Origin of the sequence: Collimonas sp. OK412 (assembly GCF_900112135.1) — a bacterium.
Lineage (GTDB): Bacteria > Pseudomonadota > Gammaproteobacteria > Burkholderiales > Burkholderiaceae_D > Collimonas > Collimonas rhizosphaerae.
Window position 1 is genome coordinate 115,990 of the sequence record NZ_FOLC01000003.1, and the last position, 16,908, is coordinate 132,897.

The 16,908-nt window shown below is 60.8% G+C and carries 14 protein-coding genes; 6 read left to right on the forward strand and 8 right to left on the reverse strand.

Going from position 1 to position 16,908, the window contains the following annotated elements:
• Window positions 1–137 precede the first annotated feature (137 nt).
• From BM062_RS04600 to BM062_RS04610, 3 genes are all read right to left on the reverse strand, one after another.
• Complete coding sequence (locus BM062_RS04600) at window positions 138–2,195, reverse strand: S46 family peptidase (RefSeq protein ID WP_254784922.1); 2,058 nt, start codon at window positions 2,193–2,195, stop codon at window positions 138–140.
• Between the two features lie 87 nt (window positions 2,196–2,282).
• Window positions 2,283–3,509, reverse strand: a complete 1,227-nt coding sequence (gene hmpA, locus BM062_RS04605) for an NO-inducible flavohemoprotein (RefSeq protein WP_092393882.1) — start codon at window positions 3,507–3,509, stop codon at window positions 2,283–2,285.
• Window positions 3,510–3,593: 84 nt separating this feature from the next.
• Window positions 3,594–4,040, reverse strand: a complete 447-nt coding sequence (locus BM062_RS04610) for an RrF2 family transcriptional regulator (RefSeq protein ID WP_092393885.1) — start codon at window positions 4,038–4,040, stop codon at window positions 3,594–3,596.
• A gap of 338 nt (window positions 4,041–4,378) precedes the next feature.
• On the opposite strand from BM062_RS04610, the gene BM062_RS04615 reads away from it, so the two are divergent.
• From BM062_RS04615 to BM062_RS04630, 4 genes are read left to right on the forward strand one after another with little or no spacing between them, the layout of a single operon-like run.
• Entirely contained in the window at window positions 4,379–4,870 is a 492-nt protein-coding gene (locus BM062_RS04615; protein WP_254784923.1) for a spore coat protein U domain-containing protein, read from the forward strand.
• Between the two features lie 8 nt (window positions 4,871–4,878).
• Window positions 4,879–5,610: a fimbrial biogenesis chaperone gene (locus tag BM062_RS04620; protein WP_092393891.1), complete on the forward strand. Its 732-nt coding sequence runs from the start codon at window positions 4,879–4,881 to the stop codon at window positions 5,608–5,610.
• Window positions 5,611–5,656: 46 nt separating this feature from the next.
• Window positions 5,657–7,891: a fimbria/pilus outer membrane usher protein gene (locus BM062_RS04625; RefSeq protein WP_175500887.1), complete on the forward strand. Its 2,235-nt coding sequence runs from the start codon at window positions 5,657–5,659 to the stop codon at window positions 7,889–7,891.
• Window positions 7,888–8,358 carry a spore coat protein U domain-containing protein gene (locus BM062_RS04630; protein ID WP_092393897.1) on the forward strand — a complete coding sequence of 157 codons (471 nt, stop codon included), beginning with the start codon at window positions 7,888–7,890 and terminating at the stop codon, window positions 8,356–8,358. Before BM062_RS04625 ends, BM062_RS04630 begins: the two co-directional genes overlap by 4 nt.
• 116 nt (window positions 8,359–8,474) lie before the next feature.
• Here BM062_RS04630 and aceB read toward each other — a convergent pair whose 3' ends face one another.
• Complete coding sequence (gene aceB / locus BM062_RS04635) at window positions 8,475–10,061, reverse strand: malate synthase A (protein WP_092393900.1); 1,587 nt, start codon at window positions 10,059–10,061, stop codon at window positions 8,475–8,477.
• A gap of 274 nt (window positions 10,062–10,335) precedes the next feature.
• Here aceB and BM062_RS04640 point away from each other — a divergent pair, with 274 nt between their 5' ends.
• Together BM062_RS04640 and BM062_RS04645 are read left to right on the forward strand one after the other, a co-directional pair.
• On the forward strand, window positions 10,336–11,241 hold the full coding sequence (locus BM062_RS04640) for a LysR family transcriptional regulator (RefSeq protein WP_092393903.1): 906 nt from the start codon (window positions 10,336–10,338) through the stop codon (window positions 11,239–11,241).
• A gap of 322 nt (window positions 11,242–11,563) precedes the next feature.
• Window positions 11,564–12,286, forward strand: a complete 723-nt coding sequence (locus tag BM062_RS04645; protein WP_371326549.1) for a TerC family protein — start codon at window positions 11,564–11,566, stop codon at window positions 12,284–12,286.
• Window positions 12,287–12,356: 70 nt separating this feature from the next.
• On the opposite strand, the gene fghA is transcribed toward BM062_RS04645, so the two are convergent.
• The 4 genes from fghA to alr form a co-directional block, all read right to left on the reverse strand.
• The gene (gene fghA, locus BM062_RS04650) at window positions 12,357–13,205 is read right to left on the reverse strand and encodes an S-formylglutathione hydrolase (RefSeq protein WP_175500888.1); all 849 of its coding nucleotides are present in this window, start codon (window positions 13,203–13,205) and stop codon (window positions 12,357–12,359) included.
• The gene (locus tag BM062_RS04655) at window positions 13,205–14,311 is read right to left on the reverse strand and encodes an S-(hydroxymethyl)glutathione dehydrogenase/class III alcohol dehydrogenase (protein ID WP_092393911.1); all 1,107 of its coding nucleotides are present in this window, start codon (window positions 14,309–14,311) and stop codon (window positions 13,205–13,207) included. The genes fghA and BM062_RS04655 overlap by 1 nt, the downstream gene beginning before the upstream one ends.
• Window positions 14,312–14,379: 68 nt before the next feature.
• Window positions 14,380–15,750, reverse strand: a complete 1,371-nt coding sequence (gene radA, locus BM062_RS04660) for a DNA repair protein RadA (RefSeq protein ID WP_092393914.1) — start codon at window positions 15,748–15,750, stop codon at window positions 14,380–14,382.
• Window positions 15,751–15,816: 66 nt separating this feature from the next.
• A complete protein-coding gene (alr, locus tag BM062_RS04665) occupies window positions 15,817–16,893 on the reverse strand; it encodes an alanine racemase (protein ID WP_092393917.1) in 1,077 nt (358 codons plus the stop codon).
• Window positions 16,894–16,908 lie beyond the last annotated feature (15 nt).

Genomic DNA, 16,908 nt, shown 5'->3' on the forward strand with positions numbered 1-16,908 from the left:
TCACTCGGCCGGAATCGCCGCCGGACAGATGTAAGACAGATGTAATGCAAAATCCCTCCCGGCGCCGCCGCCGGGAGGGATTCATTATAGATACAAACTCACGGCCCCTGGCGCAGTTCTGCCAGGCCAGCGTGATTTCAATGCGCCTGGATTTCCTTGACCAGGTCGGCGCCGCCATAGACCTTGCCCAGCGTTTCCAGGATGGCGCCGCTATGTACGGCGATCGAGCGGTTATCGCGCGGATCGAACCAGAATGCGCCGCCCAGCGAGTGGATGTTGCCATCGAAAATCAGGCCGACGATCTCACCGTTGCGATTGATCATCGGGCTGCCGGAATTGCCGCCGATGATGTCGTTGGTGGTGGCAAGGTTGTAGCGTTGCGCCAGGTTCAGCTTGCTCTTGGCGGCGTGCCAGGAAGCCGGCAAGGCGAACGGGTCGGCGCCGGTGTCACGCTCGAAGGCGCCGCCGATCGTGGTGAACGGCGGGATCTTCTTGTCGCCTTCCTGCCATCCTTTGACTTCGCCATATGACAGGCGCAAGGTGAAGGTGGCGTCCGGATAAGCGCTGGTGCCTTGCTGGGCAAAACGCGCCTGCGCGATCAGCTCGGAATTCTTCTGCTGCACGGAATCCACTTCTTTTTCGTAGCGTGCGCGGATCGCCCGCGCAGCCGGATCGAGCGCCATTTCCTGCTTGATGAACGGATCGTCGGATTTCAGGATCGCTTCCTTGCCGCCCTGCCACAGCGCCTTGCGCACCGCAGGATCGCCCAGCTTGGTGTGGTCGATCAAGGCGTCGCTGAGCTGTTCAGGCGACTGCTTGCCGAGCACCTGCTTCACAAACGGATCGTCGGTGCCGAGCATCTCGCGCAGCTTGGTGAACGAAAGCGACAGCATCACCTTTTCGTATTCCGGATATACCGGTGCGGTGGAAAACAACTCTTGTTCCAGCTCCGGCAGCTTGGCGTCGGCATATTCAGGCAAGCGTTCGCCGTTCGGCTTGGCGCGCTCTTCCGCGCCGCGCACCAAGGCCCGCGCATAACCGGAGTACTTGCTGGAGAAACCGCGGCCGCCTTCGATCAGGCCGTAAGGCGCTTCGATCTGGCGATACGCTTGCTGCGCCGCCGCTATGGCGTCCCAGGCGCCGCCGACCTTGGCTTGCAGCGCCGGCTGCTTGGCCACGAACTGGCGCAAGGCAGTTTCCTCATCCTGCTTCTGCTTCATCAGCGCAGGATCCTGCAAGGCGCTCAGGCGTCCGCGAAACGCCTTGTAGGCATTCTCCACGCCGAACAAGGTGTTCTCGGCGTTACGCGCCGCTTCCGGACTATTCTTGCTGTATTGTTCCAGCACGCCGCGCATTTCCGCCAGCCGGATCAGGTTGTTGACCAGCGTCAGGTCACGCAAGGTAGTCAGCTGCGACACCGTCAGCTGGCGTTGCGTCGAACCCGGTTGGCCAGTCACGAATACCATCTCGCCTTCTTGCGCGCCGCTTTTGCTGAACGGGAAATAGTTCTCGATCTTGGCCGGCTTGCCGCCTTCGTAGGCGCGCAGCAGGGTGATGTCGAGGTCATAGCGCGGGAAATTGAAGTTATCCGGGTCGCCGCCAAAGAAGGCCGCAGCTTTTTCCGGCGCCCACACCAGGCGCGTATCCTGGAAGCGGTGGTATTTGTAAACCTGGTACAGGCCGCCGTGATACAGGTCGACGACGTCGCAGCGCACGGTTTCCTTGTCGTTGCCGACACAGGCTGAAGTCAGCTTCGCCTTGACCGCATTTTGCGCATTCTTGAATGCCGCGCCGTCCAGGCCCGCGGTGGCATTCTTGACTTCGGCCGTGACGTCAGTGATTTGCTCCAGGCGGTTCAATTCGATTTCCGGGCAACTCAGTTCCTGCTCGCGGCCCTTGGCCAGGAAGCCATCCTTGATCAGGTTCTTTTTTGCCGTCGACAATTGGTCCAGGCACTCGGAGGCGCAATGGTGATTGGTCATCACCAGCCCATCTTTCGAGACAAAGGATGCCGAGCAGCCGCCGGCAATCCGCGCCGAGCCCAGCATGGTGCGCTTGATCCAGCCCTCGCTCGGAGTGAATCCGTATTCGGCCTGCATCTTCGCCTTCGGCAAATTGTCCAACGTCCACATCCCCTCCGCTGCCATCGTCATGCCTGGAACCAGCAGCGCGGCAAAAAGCCAATGAATTCGCATCGTCTTCCCTATCAGTAATGAATTTTTAGGAGTGAAACATTACCACATCGAAACACGGTGCGTCATCATCGGCTGGCGCCGCATTGCCTATTGCAAATGCTGCAGCAGCGACGGACCAAACACTTCCTGCCGGATCTGGTGCGCTGCCACGCCGCGCGCCAGCAAGGCATCGCGCTGGACCTGCATGAATGGTGCCGGTCCGCACAAGAAGTAGGAACCGTCATGCGGCAGCAAGGCGTCCGGCAGTTGCGCCAGCTGCAGATAACCCTGCTGCTGGTAATCCTTTTGCGGCCGATCGTCGGCGCCCGGTTTTTCGTAGGCGATGTGCGAACGTATCTGGCCATGGCGGCGGCGCAAGCTGTTCAATTCACCCTTTAGCGGATGGTGGCGGCCGTTCAGCGCGGCATACAGGAAATTGACCGGCCGCTGCGGACTCTGCTGCAGGCTGCCATGCAGCATGCTCATCATCGGCGTGACGCCGACGCCGGCGCTGATCAGCACCAGCGGCCTGCGGTCTTCTTGCGCCAGGACAAAATCTCCGCATGGCGGACTGACCTGCAGTACATCGCCCTCATGGTATTCATCGTGCAGCAGGTTCGACACCAGGCCGGCCGGATAAGGACCGTCTGCGGCGACGTTCTCCGGCTCGCGCTTGACGCTGATGCGCCAGTGGCCATTGTCCGGCGCATCGGACAAGCTGTACTGGCGCAATTGGCGCAGGGCCAGCTGTTCGATATCCACCGCGACGCTGATGTACTGGCCTGGCTGGAAGGCCGGCAGCACGCTGCCGTCGGTGGCGCGCAGATAGAAAGAGGTCACGCTGTCGCTCTCCTTTTGTTTGCGGGCCACGGTGACCGAGAGATATTCGCCAGGCGCGATGCCATGCGCCTGGTACTGCTTGCGTTCTTCCGCAACCAGGGCCGCGGCCAGCAAGCCATAGGCTTCGGCCCAGGCTGCCAGCAGTTCCGGCGTGGCCGCCGCGCCAAGGATTTCCGCAATCGCATCCAGCAAGTGTTTGCCGACGATCGGATAGTGCGCTTCGCTGATCCCCAGGCTTACATGCTTTTGCACGATACGGCTGATCACCGGCGCCAGCGCTTCGGGATTATCGATGTTGGCGGCGTAGGCGAAAATAGCGGCTGCCAGGGCCTGCTGCTGCGTGCCGGCCTGCTGGTTAGGCATGTTGAACATGTTCTTGAGCTCAGGATGAGCGGCAAACAGGCCCTGGTAGAAGCAACGGCTGATGGCGACACCCTGCTCGCGCAAGACGGGAACGGAAGCAACGATATAAGGACGGGAAATGGCGGAAATCATATAAACACTCCTATTGTTACATTTAAAATACTACAATTAATCCAAAAAAATGCGCCCTGCCTTGGCGGGCGCCCGGTTATCGCATCAGTGCACCGGCATCGGCTGGAACTGCATGCGTGCAATCGTGCTTGAAGTCGGCGGCATGACCAGCTCCGCCAGGTTGTGCCGGTTCATGCCGGCATAAAATTCCTGCTGGCCGATATCCAGCACCCGTTTCAGGTGGCAGCTGCCGCGCAAGACGCAAGGCGGCTTGTCGCAATCGACCAGGCCGCCGTCTCCTTCCAGCGCGCTGAGAATATCGCCCAGGTGCAGGCTCGCCGGCGCTTGCGCCAGCCGCAGGCCGCCGTTGCGGCCCGGCGTAGCGCTGATCCAGCCCAGCTTGACCAGGCGGTTGACCACCTTGTTCAGGTGGTTCTTCGGCACGTCAAAATAATTCGCCAGCTCGCCGACGGTAATCACGCCTTGTTCCGGCGTCGCTGCCAGGTACATCAGGACGCGCAAGCCGAAGTCGGTGAATTTGGTGAATTGCATGGTTATCTTTCCTGCTGAAAATGGACTGCGTTGCCGTCATCATATTATTGTTGCATTTAAAAAGCAACAATAAGATAGGAAACAAAAACACATTTGTTGACGGCAATACCTCTTCCAAAATACTTAATGAATATTTATGTTTTTCACAAAAAACAAAATGTCTTGACGTACTTCTCCTATGACGCCAATATGAACAAAAGAAAACATTTCCCAAAGGAAAATATTGAGAGAGAGGATGCCGTATTGAATGAATGTCCAGTCGACTGCCTGGGCTTTCGCAACACAATAAAATGTCAATAGGGAGATTTGCCATGAAAAGGTTTGTTCGGAATGGTATTTTGATTATTGCATCGACAACTATCTGTAGCGGCGCTTCGGCGGCCACCGCCACTGCCACCATGACCAATACGGTCACCATCAGCAATAGTTGCAGCATCTCCACCCTGGGCTTCACGACGACCTACGATCCCATCGTCGCCAACGCCACCACCAACCAGGACGTGACTGCCAGCGTCACCACCACCTGCACCATCGGCGCCTCCCCCGTGATTACCCTGGGACAAGGCGCAAACGCCGATACCGGTTCGACCGACGCCATACCGCTGCGTCGCCTGAGCAGCGGCGGCGGCACCCCGGTTTTCCTCAACTACAGTCTGTTCTCTGACTCCGGCCGCACCGTCACCTGGGGCAACACGGTTGCCACCGCGCCTGCGGCAGTCACCGCTACGGGCAGCGCCACGCCGGTCACCATTTACGCCCGGGTGCCGTCCGGCCAGTCTGTCAAAGCAGCGACTTATATCGATACCGTAGTCGCTACCGTCACCTTTTAGGGCGGCCGATGATGCCCAAGCTAAAGCAATGGCTGGCTGTTGCTTTTGTTTTGTGCCTGGTCTTTGCACAAGATACAAGCGCAGCCTCGTTTAACGTCAATCCGATCGGTTTCGACCTGAGCGTGGAACGCGCTTCCGGCGTGCTGCAAATCAAGAACACCGGCAATGAGCCGGTGCGGATACAGGTCGGCGCCGTCGACTGGAGCACCGATGGCCGCCAGGAAGTGATGGCGGATACTGAAGCCCTGCTGTTGAATCCGCCAATCTTTGCATTGGAGCCGGGACAAATCCAGTACCTGCGCTTCGGCGTGCGCCAACCGGTCAGTTCGGCAACCGAAAAGAGCTACCGGCTGCTGATCGATGAAGTACCGCCCAGCGGGCCGCAGGCACCGGGCTTGAAGACTTTGCTGAGAGTCAGTATTCCCGTGTTTATCGCGCCGCAAAAGAAACAGGAAAAAATCTCCTGGCAATTAAAGCATGACAACAACGGCCTGCAGCTGGTGGCCGCCAACGACGGCAATGTCCATGCCAAGATCATCCGCGTCCAGATCAGCAACAGCGACGGCAAGGACGGTCTGCAAATCGGCACACCTGCCTACGTATTGCCGGGACAGCACAAACAATGGTCTTTGGCGAACGGGAAGATCCACGCCGGACCGGTCCGGCTGCAAATTCAAACAGACAAGGGCGAGCTTGAAGAACATCTCATGCTGGAGGCTGACCAAGTATCTAGCCGCTAGCCTGATCGCTTGCCACATCCCGGCTCTGGCGGCAGCAGACAAGTCAGTGACAGAACAGGAATTCATATTGGCGGTGACCGTCAATGACAGGAAATTGACGGACGCAGCGCTGATCGTGCGTACTGTGGCCGACGGCATTATCGTGCCGGCACAGTTATTGACCGACGCTCGCCTGCGCTTGCCGGACGTCGCCGCCATCAGCAGCCACCAGCAGCGCTATTATCCGTTGGCGGCGTTGCCTGGCGTGCGTGCCGAAATCGAGGCCGGCACGCAGACGCTGAACATCCAAGCGCCGCCGAGCGCGTTCATCGATTCGGCATTCAACCTTGGCGCTCACCAGCCCTTGCTGCTGCAGGCCGCGGAAACCGGCGCTTTCCTGAACTACGATGTCAACTACGCCAAGGGCCAGAACCAGACCAATCTTTCGGGCCTGGCGGAGGTGGGCATATTCAGCGGCGGCGGGATCTACACCAGCCGTTTCGTCGGCCAGGACCTGACTGGCCAGCGTTCGCTGTTTCGGCTCGACAGCCAGTACACGCGGGATTTCCCGCAGCAGCAGGCGACCATGGTGGTCGGCGACAGCATCACCGGCGGCAGCGCCCTGTCGCGCCAGGTATATTTCGGAGGCCTTCAGTGGCGTACCAAATTCTCGACCATCCCGGGCTACCAGGCGATACCGCTGCCAGCGTTCAGCGGCACCGCGGCGGCGCCGTCCGTGGTCGACATCTACGTGGATAACATCCTGCGCCTGAAACAGCCGGTCGACACCGGCCCGTTCACCATCAACAACCTGCCCGTGTATGCCGGCCAAGGCAATGTGCAGATGGTGGTGCACGACGTGCTGGGGCGCCAGCAGGTCTACACCCAGGGCTACATCACCAGCGCCCAGCTGCTGCGGCAAGGCAGCAAGGACGTCTCTTACGAAGCCGGCGCGCTGCGCAACAATTTCGGCAGCAAGGACAGCGACTACGGCCGGGTGTTCAGCTCCGCCACCGTGCGTTACGGCGTCAGCGACAGCAGCACCGTCGAGGGCCACGGCGAGATCATGCGCGGGCGCCAGTCGCTCGCTTTCGGCGCCGCCGTCGCCGTCAGCGATATCGGCTTGCTGAGCGGCGGCCTGGCTGCCAGCAGCTCGGAGCGCGGCAACGATACCCAGCAATACCTGCAGTTCGACCGCCAGGGCAGCCGCTATGCCCTGACCCTGCGCGCGCAGACGGCCGGCTCGCGCTTCTGGCAGCTGGGCCTGCCCGACGACATCCTGGCGCCGGCGCAGCAGATCCAGGCGCAAGCCAATGTTTCGCTAGGAGAACGCGCCAACGCGGCAATCGGCTACCTGAGCCAGGTCAACCGCGGCCAGGACAATGTGCGCGCAATCAATGCCGGCCTTAATTTCAACTTGCGCCAGAACGGCAGCATCAGCATCGGCTTGCTGAAATCGCTGACGCAGGATCGCCAGCTGTCCGCCAACCTGGTCTGGGTCATGCCGCTGGAACACCAGAGTTTCCTGCAAGTGGTGGCCAGCGGCCAGCAAGGCAGCAAATACTTCAGCACCGAGTACCAGCAAACCGCGCCGCAGGAAGGCGGCTGGGGCTATCGCGCGCGCAAGGCCTTGTTCGACAACGGCGGCGAAGACATCGGCGCCAACTACATCGGCACCAGCGGCGAATACATGCTCAACGCCAATCACGTGGACGGCCAAAACAACCTGCAGCTGGAAGCGCGCGGCGGCATCGCCCTGCTCGGCGGCCACGTCCGGGCCACGCGCTGGCTGGACCAGAGTTTCGCCATGGTGGAAGTGCCGGTCGAGCAGCCTATCGATATCTACGCCAACAATATCAAGGTCGGCCAGACCGACAAGTACGGCGTCGGCTTCGTTCCGCGCCTGGTTCCCTACGAATCCAACACGGTCGCGCTGGACGACGCCGGGCTGCCGCTGTCGATGACGCTGGACCTGGCGCATAAATCGGTCACGCCCGGCTACCGCACCGGCAGCCTGCTGAAATTCAGCGCGCAGCAGAACCGCAGCGCGACCCTGGTCCTGGTCGACGAGAACAACAAGGCGCTGGCCACCGGCACCCGGGTGTATGTCAATCGCAGTACGTCGGCAGCAGAAATTGCCTTGCGCGGGCAAGTCTTCGTGGAGTCGATCGATTACCCGGCCGAGGTCGTGGTGCGCGACAACGGTTCCGGCATACGCTGCCGCTTCAGGATCGATGCATCGCCACAGGCCGGCGCCTTCCCGGTACTGGGGCCTTATGTCTGCGCTCAGGAGACGAAATGAAACCTGCTCTGAAATGGCTGGCTGCCGCCTGGCTCCTGGTGCTGCCCTTCAGCGCGCATGCGCTGCTCGCCACGTGCACCGTCGCCACCACCGGCATCGTATTTCCCGCCTATGCATCGCCCGGCAGTACCGACGCAGACAGCACCGGCGACGTTGCGGTCACCTGCTCCGCGGTGGTGGCCGGGCTTGGCAGCTATACCATTTCGGTCAGCACCGGGGCCGGCACCTATGCCAACCGCAAGCTGTCCTCGGGCGCCAATTTCCTCAACTACAACATGTTCACCGACACAGGGCGGACGATAGTCTGGGGGGACGGCACCGCAAGCACCCAGGCGGTAAGCGACAGCTATCTGATCCTGGTCGCGCCAACCGTCCGCCATTACACAGCGTATGGGCGCGTGCCGGGAAGCCAGAACAAGCCCGCCGGAACCTACACCGATACAGTGACCGTCACCGTTACTTATTGACATTGAACGCCGGCATCGGCAACCGGCCGAGGCGAAAAAAAAGCCGATCTTCCGATCGGCTTTTTTGCCAGGCAGGCTGCTTTGCCGCCCGCGGACGTCGATTTAGATTTCTTCGTTTAGATTTCTTCGTACAGCGGCAAAGTCAGGAACTCGGCAAACGAGGCCGAGGTCGACATTTCCTTGAAGATCGCGGCAGCGCGGTCGTAGGTCGCGCCATCGCCAACCAGCGCCTTGACCTTGGCCAGCTCTTCCGGAATCATCGCCACCACCATCTCGGCGGTCACTTTCTTGCCGTCGTCGAGCACGCCCTTGGTCGAGCGGATCCATTGCCATACTTGCGCACGGCTGATTTCCGCCGTGGCAGCATCTTCCATCAGGTTATGGATCGGCACGCAACCGTTGCCGGCCAGCCAGGCGCCCAGGTAATGGATGCCGACGTTGATGTTGTAGCGCAGGCCGGCTTCGGTGATTGGCGCTTCCGGCTTGAAGTCGAGCAGGTCGGCGGCGCTGACGTTGACGTCTTCGCGCTGCTTGCTGATCTGGTTCGGCTTGTCGCCCAGCACCTTCTTGAATTCGGTCATGGCCAGCTCGACCAGGCCCGGGTGGGCAACCCAGCCGCCGTCGTAACCGTCGGTGGCGTCGCGTGCCTTGTCGACGCGCACGCCGCCCATGGCGATGTCGTTCTTCTCGGGATCGTTCTTGATCGGGATCAGTGCAGCCATGCCGCCGATCGCCGGCGCATTGCGCTTGTGGCAGGTTTTCAGCAACAGCAAGGCGTACGAACGCATGAACGGCGCGGTCATGGTGACCTTGGCGCGGTCGGCCAGGCAGAAATCCTTGTCCAGCTTGAATTTCTTGATGCAGGAGAAGATGTAGTCCCAGCGGCCGGCGTTCAGGCCGGAGCTGTGCTCGCGCAGTTCGTACAGGATTTCATCCATTTCGAAAGCCGCCAGGATGGTTTCGATCAGGACCGTTGCCTTGATCGTGCCCTGCGGCAGGCCGAGTTCGTTTTGCGTCATCACGAAGATGTCGTTCCACAGCCGCGCTTCCAGGTGCGATTCCAGCTTCGGCAGGTAGAAATACGGGCCGGCGCCGCGCGCCAGCTGTTCCTTGGCGTTGTGGAACATGAACAGCGCAAAATCGAAAATGCCGCCGGAGACGCGCTTGCCGTCGATCAGCACATGCTTTTCATCCAGGTGCCAGCCGCGCGGACGGACCACCAGCGTCGCCACCTTGTCGTTCAGTTTGTACGACTTGCCGTTCTGTTCCAGCGAAATCGTCTTGCGGATAGCGTCGCGCAGGTTGATCTGGCCGGTGATCTGGTTATCCCATACCGGCGAGTTCGAATCTTCGAAGTCGGTCATGTAGCTGTCGGCGCCCGAATTGAAGGCGTTGATCACCATTTTGCGCTCGACCGGGCCGGTAATTTCGACGCGGCGGCATTCCAGCGCAGCCGGGATCGGCGCGATCTTCCAGTCGCCGTTGCGGATGTGCGCGGTTTCAGGCAGGAAGTCCGGACGCTCGCCGGCGTCCAGGCGCTTGGCGCGCTCGACCCGCACTGCCAGCAATTCCTGACGGCGCGTTTCGAATGCGCGGCTCAGCTTGGCGACCAGCGCCAGCGCTTCAGGGGTCAGAATCTCGGCGTATCCGGCGCCGATTGCGCCCTTGATTTCCATACCGGCGGGCAGTGTCAGTTGCGTCATGCTTTACTCCTGTTGGTTCTATGAATTGATTGGTGTCTTGGGCCAGTTCGCTGCACCAGCCATTGTGCAGCGCTACATTCTGTTTTTTACCATGCCGGATATGTTAAATCCTGAATGGCATTATCTAATTTTTACGCTATATAGTATATTTAAACTAAATCATCATAGGTGGAACGATTTATCATTTGATCTATGCGTTTTAGTCACAAGTGAGCGTATTATAGCGCCAGCTATCGCTCCAGCCTTCAACAAACCAGCAAACCAGTTCGGCGACATGGATCAATTCAAGCAGATTTCCACTTTTGTCGAGGTAGCCGCCAAGGGCAGCCTGTCCGCGGCTGCCCGCGCCGAAGGGATCGCCCCTGCCATGATCGGCCGGCGCCTGGATGCGTTAGAGGAACGCCTCGGCGTGAAGCTTTTGCAACGCACCACCCGCAAAATCGCGCTGACCAACGAAGGCGAAGCCTTCCTCGAAGACTGCCAGCGCATCCTGTCCGACCTGGAAAACGCCGAATCGGCAGTCTCGGAACGCAGCGCCCATGCCAGCGGCCACTTGCTGATTTCGGCGCCGGCCGGTTTCGGACGGCAGCACGTGGCGCCGCTGATGCCCTCTTTCCTCACCGAACACCGCGACGTCACCCTGACGCTCAACCTGAACGACCGCGTGGTCGACCTGATCGGCGAAGGGATAGACGTCGCCATCCGCATCGCGTCGCTGTCGGATTCGTCGCTGGTCGGCGCCAAGCTGGCAGACAACAAGCGTATCGTGGTGGCCTCCCCTGCCTACATCAAGCGCCACGGCAAACCGCTCACGGTCGACGACCTGCAAAAGCACAACTGCCTGGCGATCAGCAGCGAAGGCAGCCAGCGCGGCTGGAGCTTTCGCCAGAACGGCAAGACCGTTACCGTCCGGGTGGCCGGCAACATGGTCTGCAACGATGGCCAGGTACTGCATGACTGGGCGCTGGCCGGCAAGGGACTGGCCTGGCGCTCGATGTGGGAAGTCGGCAGCGAGATCGAATCCGGCAAGCTGGTCACGGTGCTGGACGAATTTGCCGCGCCAGGCAACGATATCTACGCGGTATTCGCACAGCGCCGCCACCTGCCCTTGCGCATCCGGGTGTTTGTCGACTTCCTGCGGCGCGCCTATGCCCAGCCGGACTACTGGCGCCACGGCTGATTCCTTGCTTTTGGAAAACTGGTATATAATCTCGTCCAGTCGCACGGCAACGCGCGTGCGACGCCCTCTCAAAGGGGAGTAGCTCCTGAATATTGCATGACGCGTAGGTTTACGCGTCGCCCAGTGTTTTGCAAGGTAGTCGTCATCACGGAACAGGCACATCGCCTGCACCCGGTTACCTTGGCAGCATCGCTGTTGAGCAAGACCTTTGTCAGCATGGATTCCATGCAGGCAATGTGTCGCCCAATTTTCCAGATTGGCTCCTCACCACTCCTGTTGTCGTCCATGCCTGAGGTTAATCGTTAACCCTGTTGGAGACTTTATGGATTTTTCTGGTTTACTTTCAATGCTGGGCATGGCCGACTGGAATGCCGGCGCCTTCTTCGCGGCGCTGCTGGCTATCGTCGTCATCGACCTCGTGCTGGCCGGCGACAATGCCATCGTGATTGCGATGGCAGCCCGCAACCTGCCTGACAACCTGCGCCGCAAAGCCATCATCTGGGGCACCATGGGCGCGGTCGTGACCCGGGTGCTGATGACGATCGGCGTGGTGTGGCTGCTCAAGATCCCAGGCTTGCTGCTGGTTGGCGGCATCGCCCTGCTGTGGATCGCGTACCGCTTGCTGACCCAGTCGGACGACGGTGAAGCACATGGCGCGCAAGCCACCACCATGGCCGCCGCGCTGAAAACCATCATCATCGCCGACACCGTCATGGGCATCGACAACGTGCTGGGAGTGGCCGGCGCCGCCAAGGGCAGCATGGCGCTGGTGATTATCGGCCTGCTGATTTCGGTGCCGATCATGGTCTGGGGTTCGACCCTGGCGCTGAAGCTGATAGAACGCTTCCCGGTCACGATCTTTATCGGCGCGGCAATCCTGGTGTATACCGCGATGCACATGATCGTCACCGAGCCAATTGCGCAGCCGCTGTGGAACACCGTTCCCGGACTGAACTATGCCGCTTACGTGATTGGTTTCGTCGTGGTGCTGGGCGGAGGCTGGCTGGTTTCCAGGCGGCGCGACGGCACCAAGGCCGCCGAATAAGATCGGGAAATATAATCTAAAAGCTGCAATGTAAAAGCCCCGCCAAGCCAGGCGGGGCTTTTTTTTCGGCTCAGGATGCCGCGCCCAGTATCCGCTGGTGGAAAGCCAGGTGATCTTCGATCAAGGTCGAAATAAAATAATAGCCGTGGTCATAAGCCGCGTGGCGGCGCAGCGTCAGCTTTTGCCCGGCCTGTGCGCAGGCAGCTTCAAACCGTTCCGGCAATAACTGCTCGGCCAGGAATTTATCGCCCAGGCCCTGGTCAATCAAGATCTCTTGCGGAAACGGCTGCGGCAAGTCCAGCATCAGTTGCGTCGCGTCGTAATCCTGCCATGCCGCCTGGTCCGGCCCCAGGTAATTGCCGAACGCTTTCTGTCCCCATGGGCAGTGACTGGGTGCGGCAATCGGCGCAAACGCCGATACCGAACGGAACACATCCGGATTGCGCAAGGCCAGCACCAGCGCCCCGTGGCCGCCCATCGAATGGCCAAAGACGCCGATGTTGCCGGCTTGCGCCGGAAACTCTTGCACGATGGTTTGCCGCAACTCATGCAATATATAAGAGTACATCCGGAAATGCGCTGCCCAAGGCGCTTGCGTCGCATCCAGGTAAAAGCCGGCGCCGTTGCCGAAATCCCAGCTGGCGTCGGCTCCGGCGATGCCGGTATCGCGCGGGCTGGTGTCCGGCGCCACCAGCATGATGCCGTGCTGCGCCGCAAAGCGTTGCGCGCCGGCCTTGATCATGAAAGTCTCTTCGGTGCATGTCAGGCCGGCCAGGTAAAACAGGACCGGCACCGGACCCGACCTGGCTTGCGGCGGCTGGAACACCGAAAAACGCATGGGCAGACCGATCTCGGCCGAAGCATGGCGGTAAAACCCCTGCGTGCCGCCGAAGCAGGCATGTTCGCTGATCAGCTCCATCAGTAGATCACCACCGAGCGTATCGACTCGCCGCTCTTCATCAGGTCGAAGCCTTCATTGATACGCTCCAGCGGCAGACGGTGCGTGATCAGGTCATCGATGTTCAGCTTGCCATCCATATACCAGTCGACGATCTTGGGCACGTCGGTGCGGCCGCGGGCGCCGCCGAAAGCCGACCCCTTCCAGACGCGCCCGGTCACCAGCTGGAACGGCCGGGTGCTGATTTCCTGGCCGGCGGCAGCGACGCCGATCACGATCGACTGGCCCCAGCCCTTGTGGCAGCACTCCAGCGCCTGGCGCATGGTGGTGGTGTTGCCTATGCATTCAAAGCTGTAGTCGGCGCCGCCGTCGGTCAGGCCGACGATGGCGTCGACCACATTCTCGACTTCCTTGGCGTTGATGAAATGGGTCATGCCGAACTTGCGCGCCATCGCTTCACGCGCCGGGTTGATGTCGACGCCGATGATCTTGTCGGCGCCGACCATGCGCGCCGCCTGGATCACGTTCAGGCCGATGCCGCCGAGGCCAAACACCACCACGTTGGCGCCGGCTTCGACCTTGGCGGTGAACAGCACCGCGCCGACGCCGGTAGTGACGCCGCAGCCGATGTAGCAAACCTTGTCGAACGGCGCATCCTCGCGGATCTTGGCCAGGGCGATTTCCGGCACCACGATGTAGTTGGAAAACGTCGAGGTGCCCATGTAATGGAAAATCGGCTTGCCGTCGATCGAAAAGCGGCTGGTGGCGTCCGGCATCAGGCCGCGGCCCTGGGTCGAACGGATCGACTGGCACAGGTTGGTTTTCTGCGACAGGCAGAATTTGCACTGGCGGCATTCCGGCGTGTACAGCGGAATCACGTGGTCGTCCTTTTTCAGGCTCTTGACGTCAGGCCCGACATCGACCACCACGCCGGCGCCTTCATGGCCCAGGATGGAAGGGAAAATACCTTCAGGATCGGCGCCGGACAACGTGTAATAGTCGGTATGGCAGATGCCGGTCGCCTTGATCTCGACCAGCACCTCGCCGGCGCGCGGGCCGCCCAGTTCGACTTCTTCGATAGTCAGCGGCTGACCGGCTTTCCATGCAATGGCTGCTTTGGTTTTCATATGGGTGACCTTTACCAGAATGTATTTGGGAACACAGGATTATTCGATATTCACGGCAATCCTGCCATTTACTCAGCGTCGCGTATCTTGCTCAAAGCGTCATCGATACGTTCGACGCCGATCACTTTCAAACCTTCGATCTCTTGTTTGGGCATGTTTGCCTTGGGAATCATGGCGATGGAAAATCCCAGCTTGGCGGCTTCGCGCAGGCGCTCCTGGCCGCGCGGCGCCGGCCGGATTTCGCCCGCCAGGCCAACTTCGCCGAACACCACCAGGCCGCGCGGCAGCGGCCGGTTGCGCATCGATGAGTTGATCGCCAGCAGCACCGCCAGGTCGGCTGCCGGTTCGGTGATCTTGACGCCGCCGACGGCATTGATGAACACGTCCTGGTCGAAAGCGGCAATGCCGGCATGGCGATGCAGCACCGCCAGCAGCATGGCCAATCGGTTCTGCTCCAACCCCACCGACAGGCGGCGTGCGTTCGGCACGTGCGAGGCGTCGACCAGCGCCTGTATTTCCACCAGCAGCGGCCGCGTGCCTTCCTGCGTCACCATCACGCAGGAGCCGGGCACCTGGTTGTCATGCTGCGACAGGAACAGCGCCGACGGATTGGACACGCCCTTCAAGCCCTTTTCGGTCATGGCAAACACGCCAAGCTCGTTGACCGCGCCGAAGCGGTTCTTGAACGCGCGCACCAGGCGGAAACTGGAATGGGTATCGCCCTCGAAGTACAACACCGTATCGACGATATGCTCAAGCACGCGCGGCCCTGCCAAAGCGCCCTCCTTGGTCACATGGCCGACCATGATGATGGTGATGCCGGACTGCTTGGCAACCCGCGTCAGCTGCGCCGCGCATTCGCGCACCTGGGCCACCGAACCGGGAGCCGAACTGAGCGCGTCCGAATAGACGGTCTGGATCGAATCGATCACCGCCACTTCGGGCTTATGCTCGACCAGGGTATTGAGGATTTTTTCCAGCTGGATTTCAGCCTGCAGCTTGAGATCCTTGGCGTCCACCGCCAGCCGTTTGGCGCGCAGCGCGATTTGCGCGCCGGATTCCTCGCCGCTCACATACAGCACTTTTTTCAGCTTCGACAGGTTCGCCAGCGCTTGCAGCAGCAAGGTCGACTTGCCGATGCCGGGATCGCCGCCGATCAGCACCACGCCGCCGGCTACCAGGCCGCCGCCCAGCACGCGGTCGAATTCCTCGATCCCGGTGCCGAAACGCGGCACGTCGATCGCTTCGATGTCGGCCAGGGTCATCACCGGCGCTGTCTGCGCCAGGCCCTGGTGCTGGTTGGAGAAACGGTTGCCGACCGCCTCCACGATGGTTTCCACCAGCGTGTTCCATTGCCCGCAAGAGGGGCACTGGCCGGTCCATTTATTGGCGACGCCGCCGCATTCGGTACAGGTGTAATTGGTTTTAGCTTTGGCCATGCGGTTCTGCAATCATGTTGGTGGTGGACTTACTATCCCTGGCGGCGGGCGGACCTGCAATGACGATTACAAGTCCACCACTTTAACCCGTGGAGCCAAAGCGCACAGCAGTTCATATCCGATGGTGCCGGCCGCATGCGCGACCTCGTCGACCGGCAGGCCGTCGCCCCACAAGGTTACCGCGCTGCCGATCCCGGCCCCTGGCACAGCGGTGAGGTCAACCGAGAACATGTCCATCGATACCCGGCCGACGGTGGCGGTGCGCACGCCATTGACCAATACCGGCGTACCGTTAGGCGCATGGCGCGGATAGCCGTCGGCGTAGCCGCAGGCGACCGCGCCGATAAGCATCGGCGCCGAGGCGACGAAGCGGCTGCCGTAGCCTATCGCCTCGCCGGCGCCTATGCGCTGGATACCAATGATCTTGCTGCTGAGCGTCATCGCCGGTTTCAGGCCGAACTGTGCGGCGCTGGCGCCGCCGGGCGTGGCGCCGTACAGCATGATGCCCGGCCGCACCCAATCCGACTTCAGCTCCGGATGCATCAGGTCGGCGGCGGAATTGGCGATGCTGCGTTCGCCGTTCAGGCCGGCGACGCCCTGCTCGAACTGCTGCACCTGCTGCTGCAGCGGCAAACCAGGATTGAGCGGATCGTCGGCATTGGCAAAGTGGGTCATGAGCGTGATCTTGCGCACGGCGGGAATCGCCTGCAAGCGCTGGTAGGCAGCGCGATAGGCTTCCGGCTTGAAGCCGAGCCGGTTCATGCCGCTGTTCATTTTCAGGTGGATGTCCAGCGGCCCCTTCAGCGCGGCCTGTTCCAGCCAGATGATCTGCTCGGTGCAATGCACGGCAAAATCGAGCTTGGCTCGCACTACGGTTTCAAGGTCGACGGCGTCGAAAATGCCTTCCAGCAGCAAGATCGGTTTTTGCCAGCCCAGCTCGCGCAGGCGCAGCGCGTTTTCCGGTTCGATCAGCGCCAGTCCGTCCGCTTCCGCAAAACCGCGTACGCCGCGCTCCAAGCCATGCCCGTAGGCATTGGCCTTGACCACCGCCCAGATTTTCGCGCCGGGCGCATGCGATTTGGCAATACGCAGGTTGTGATGCAGTGCAGAAATGTCTATGGTGGCGACTAGGGGTCTGGGCATGAATGTGCGGAATTT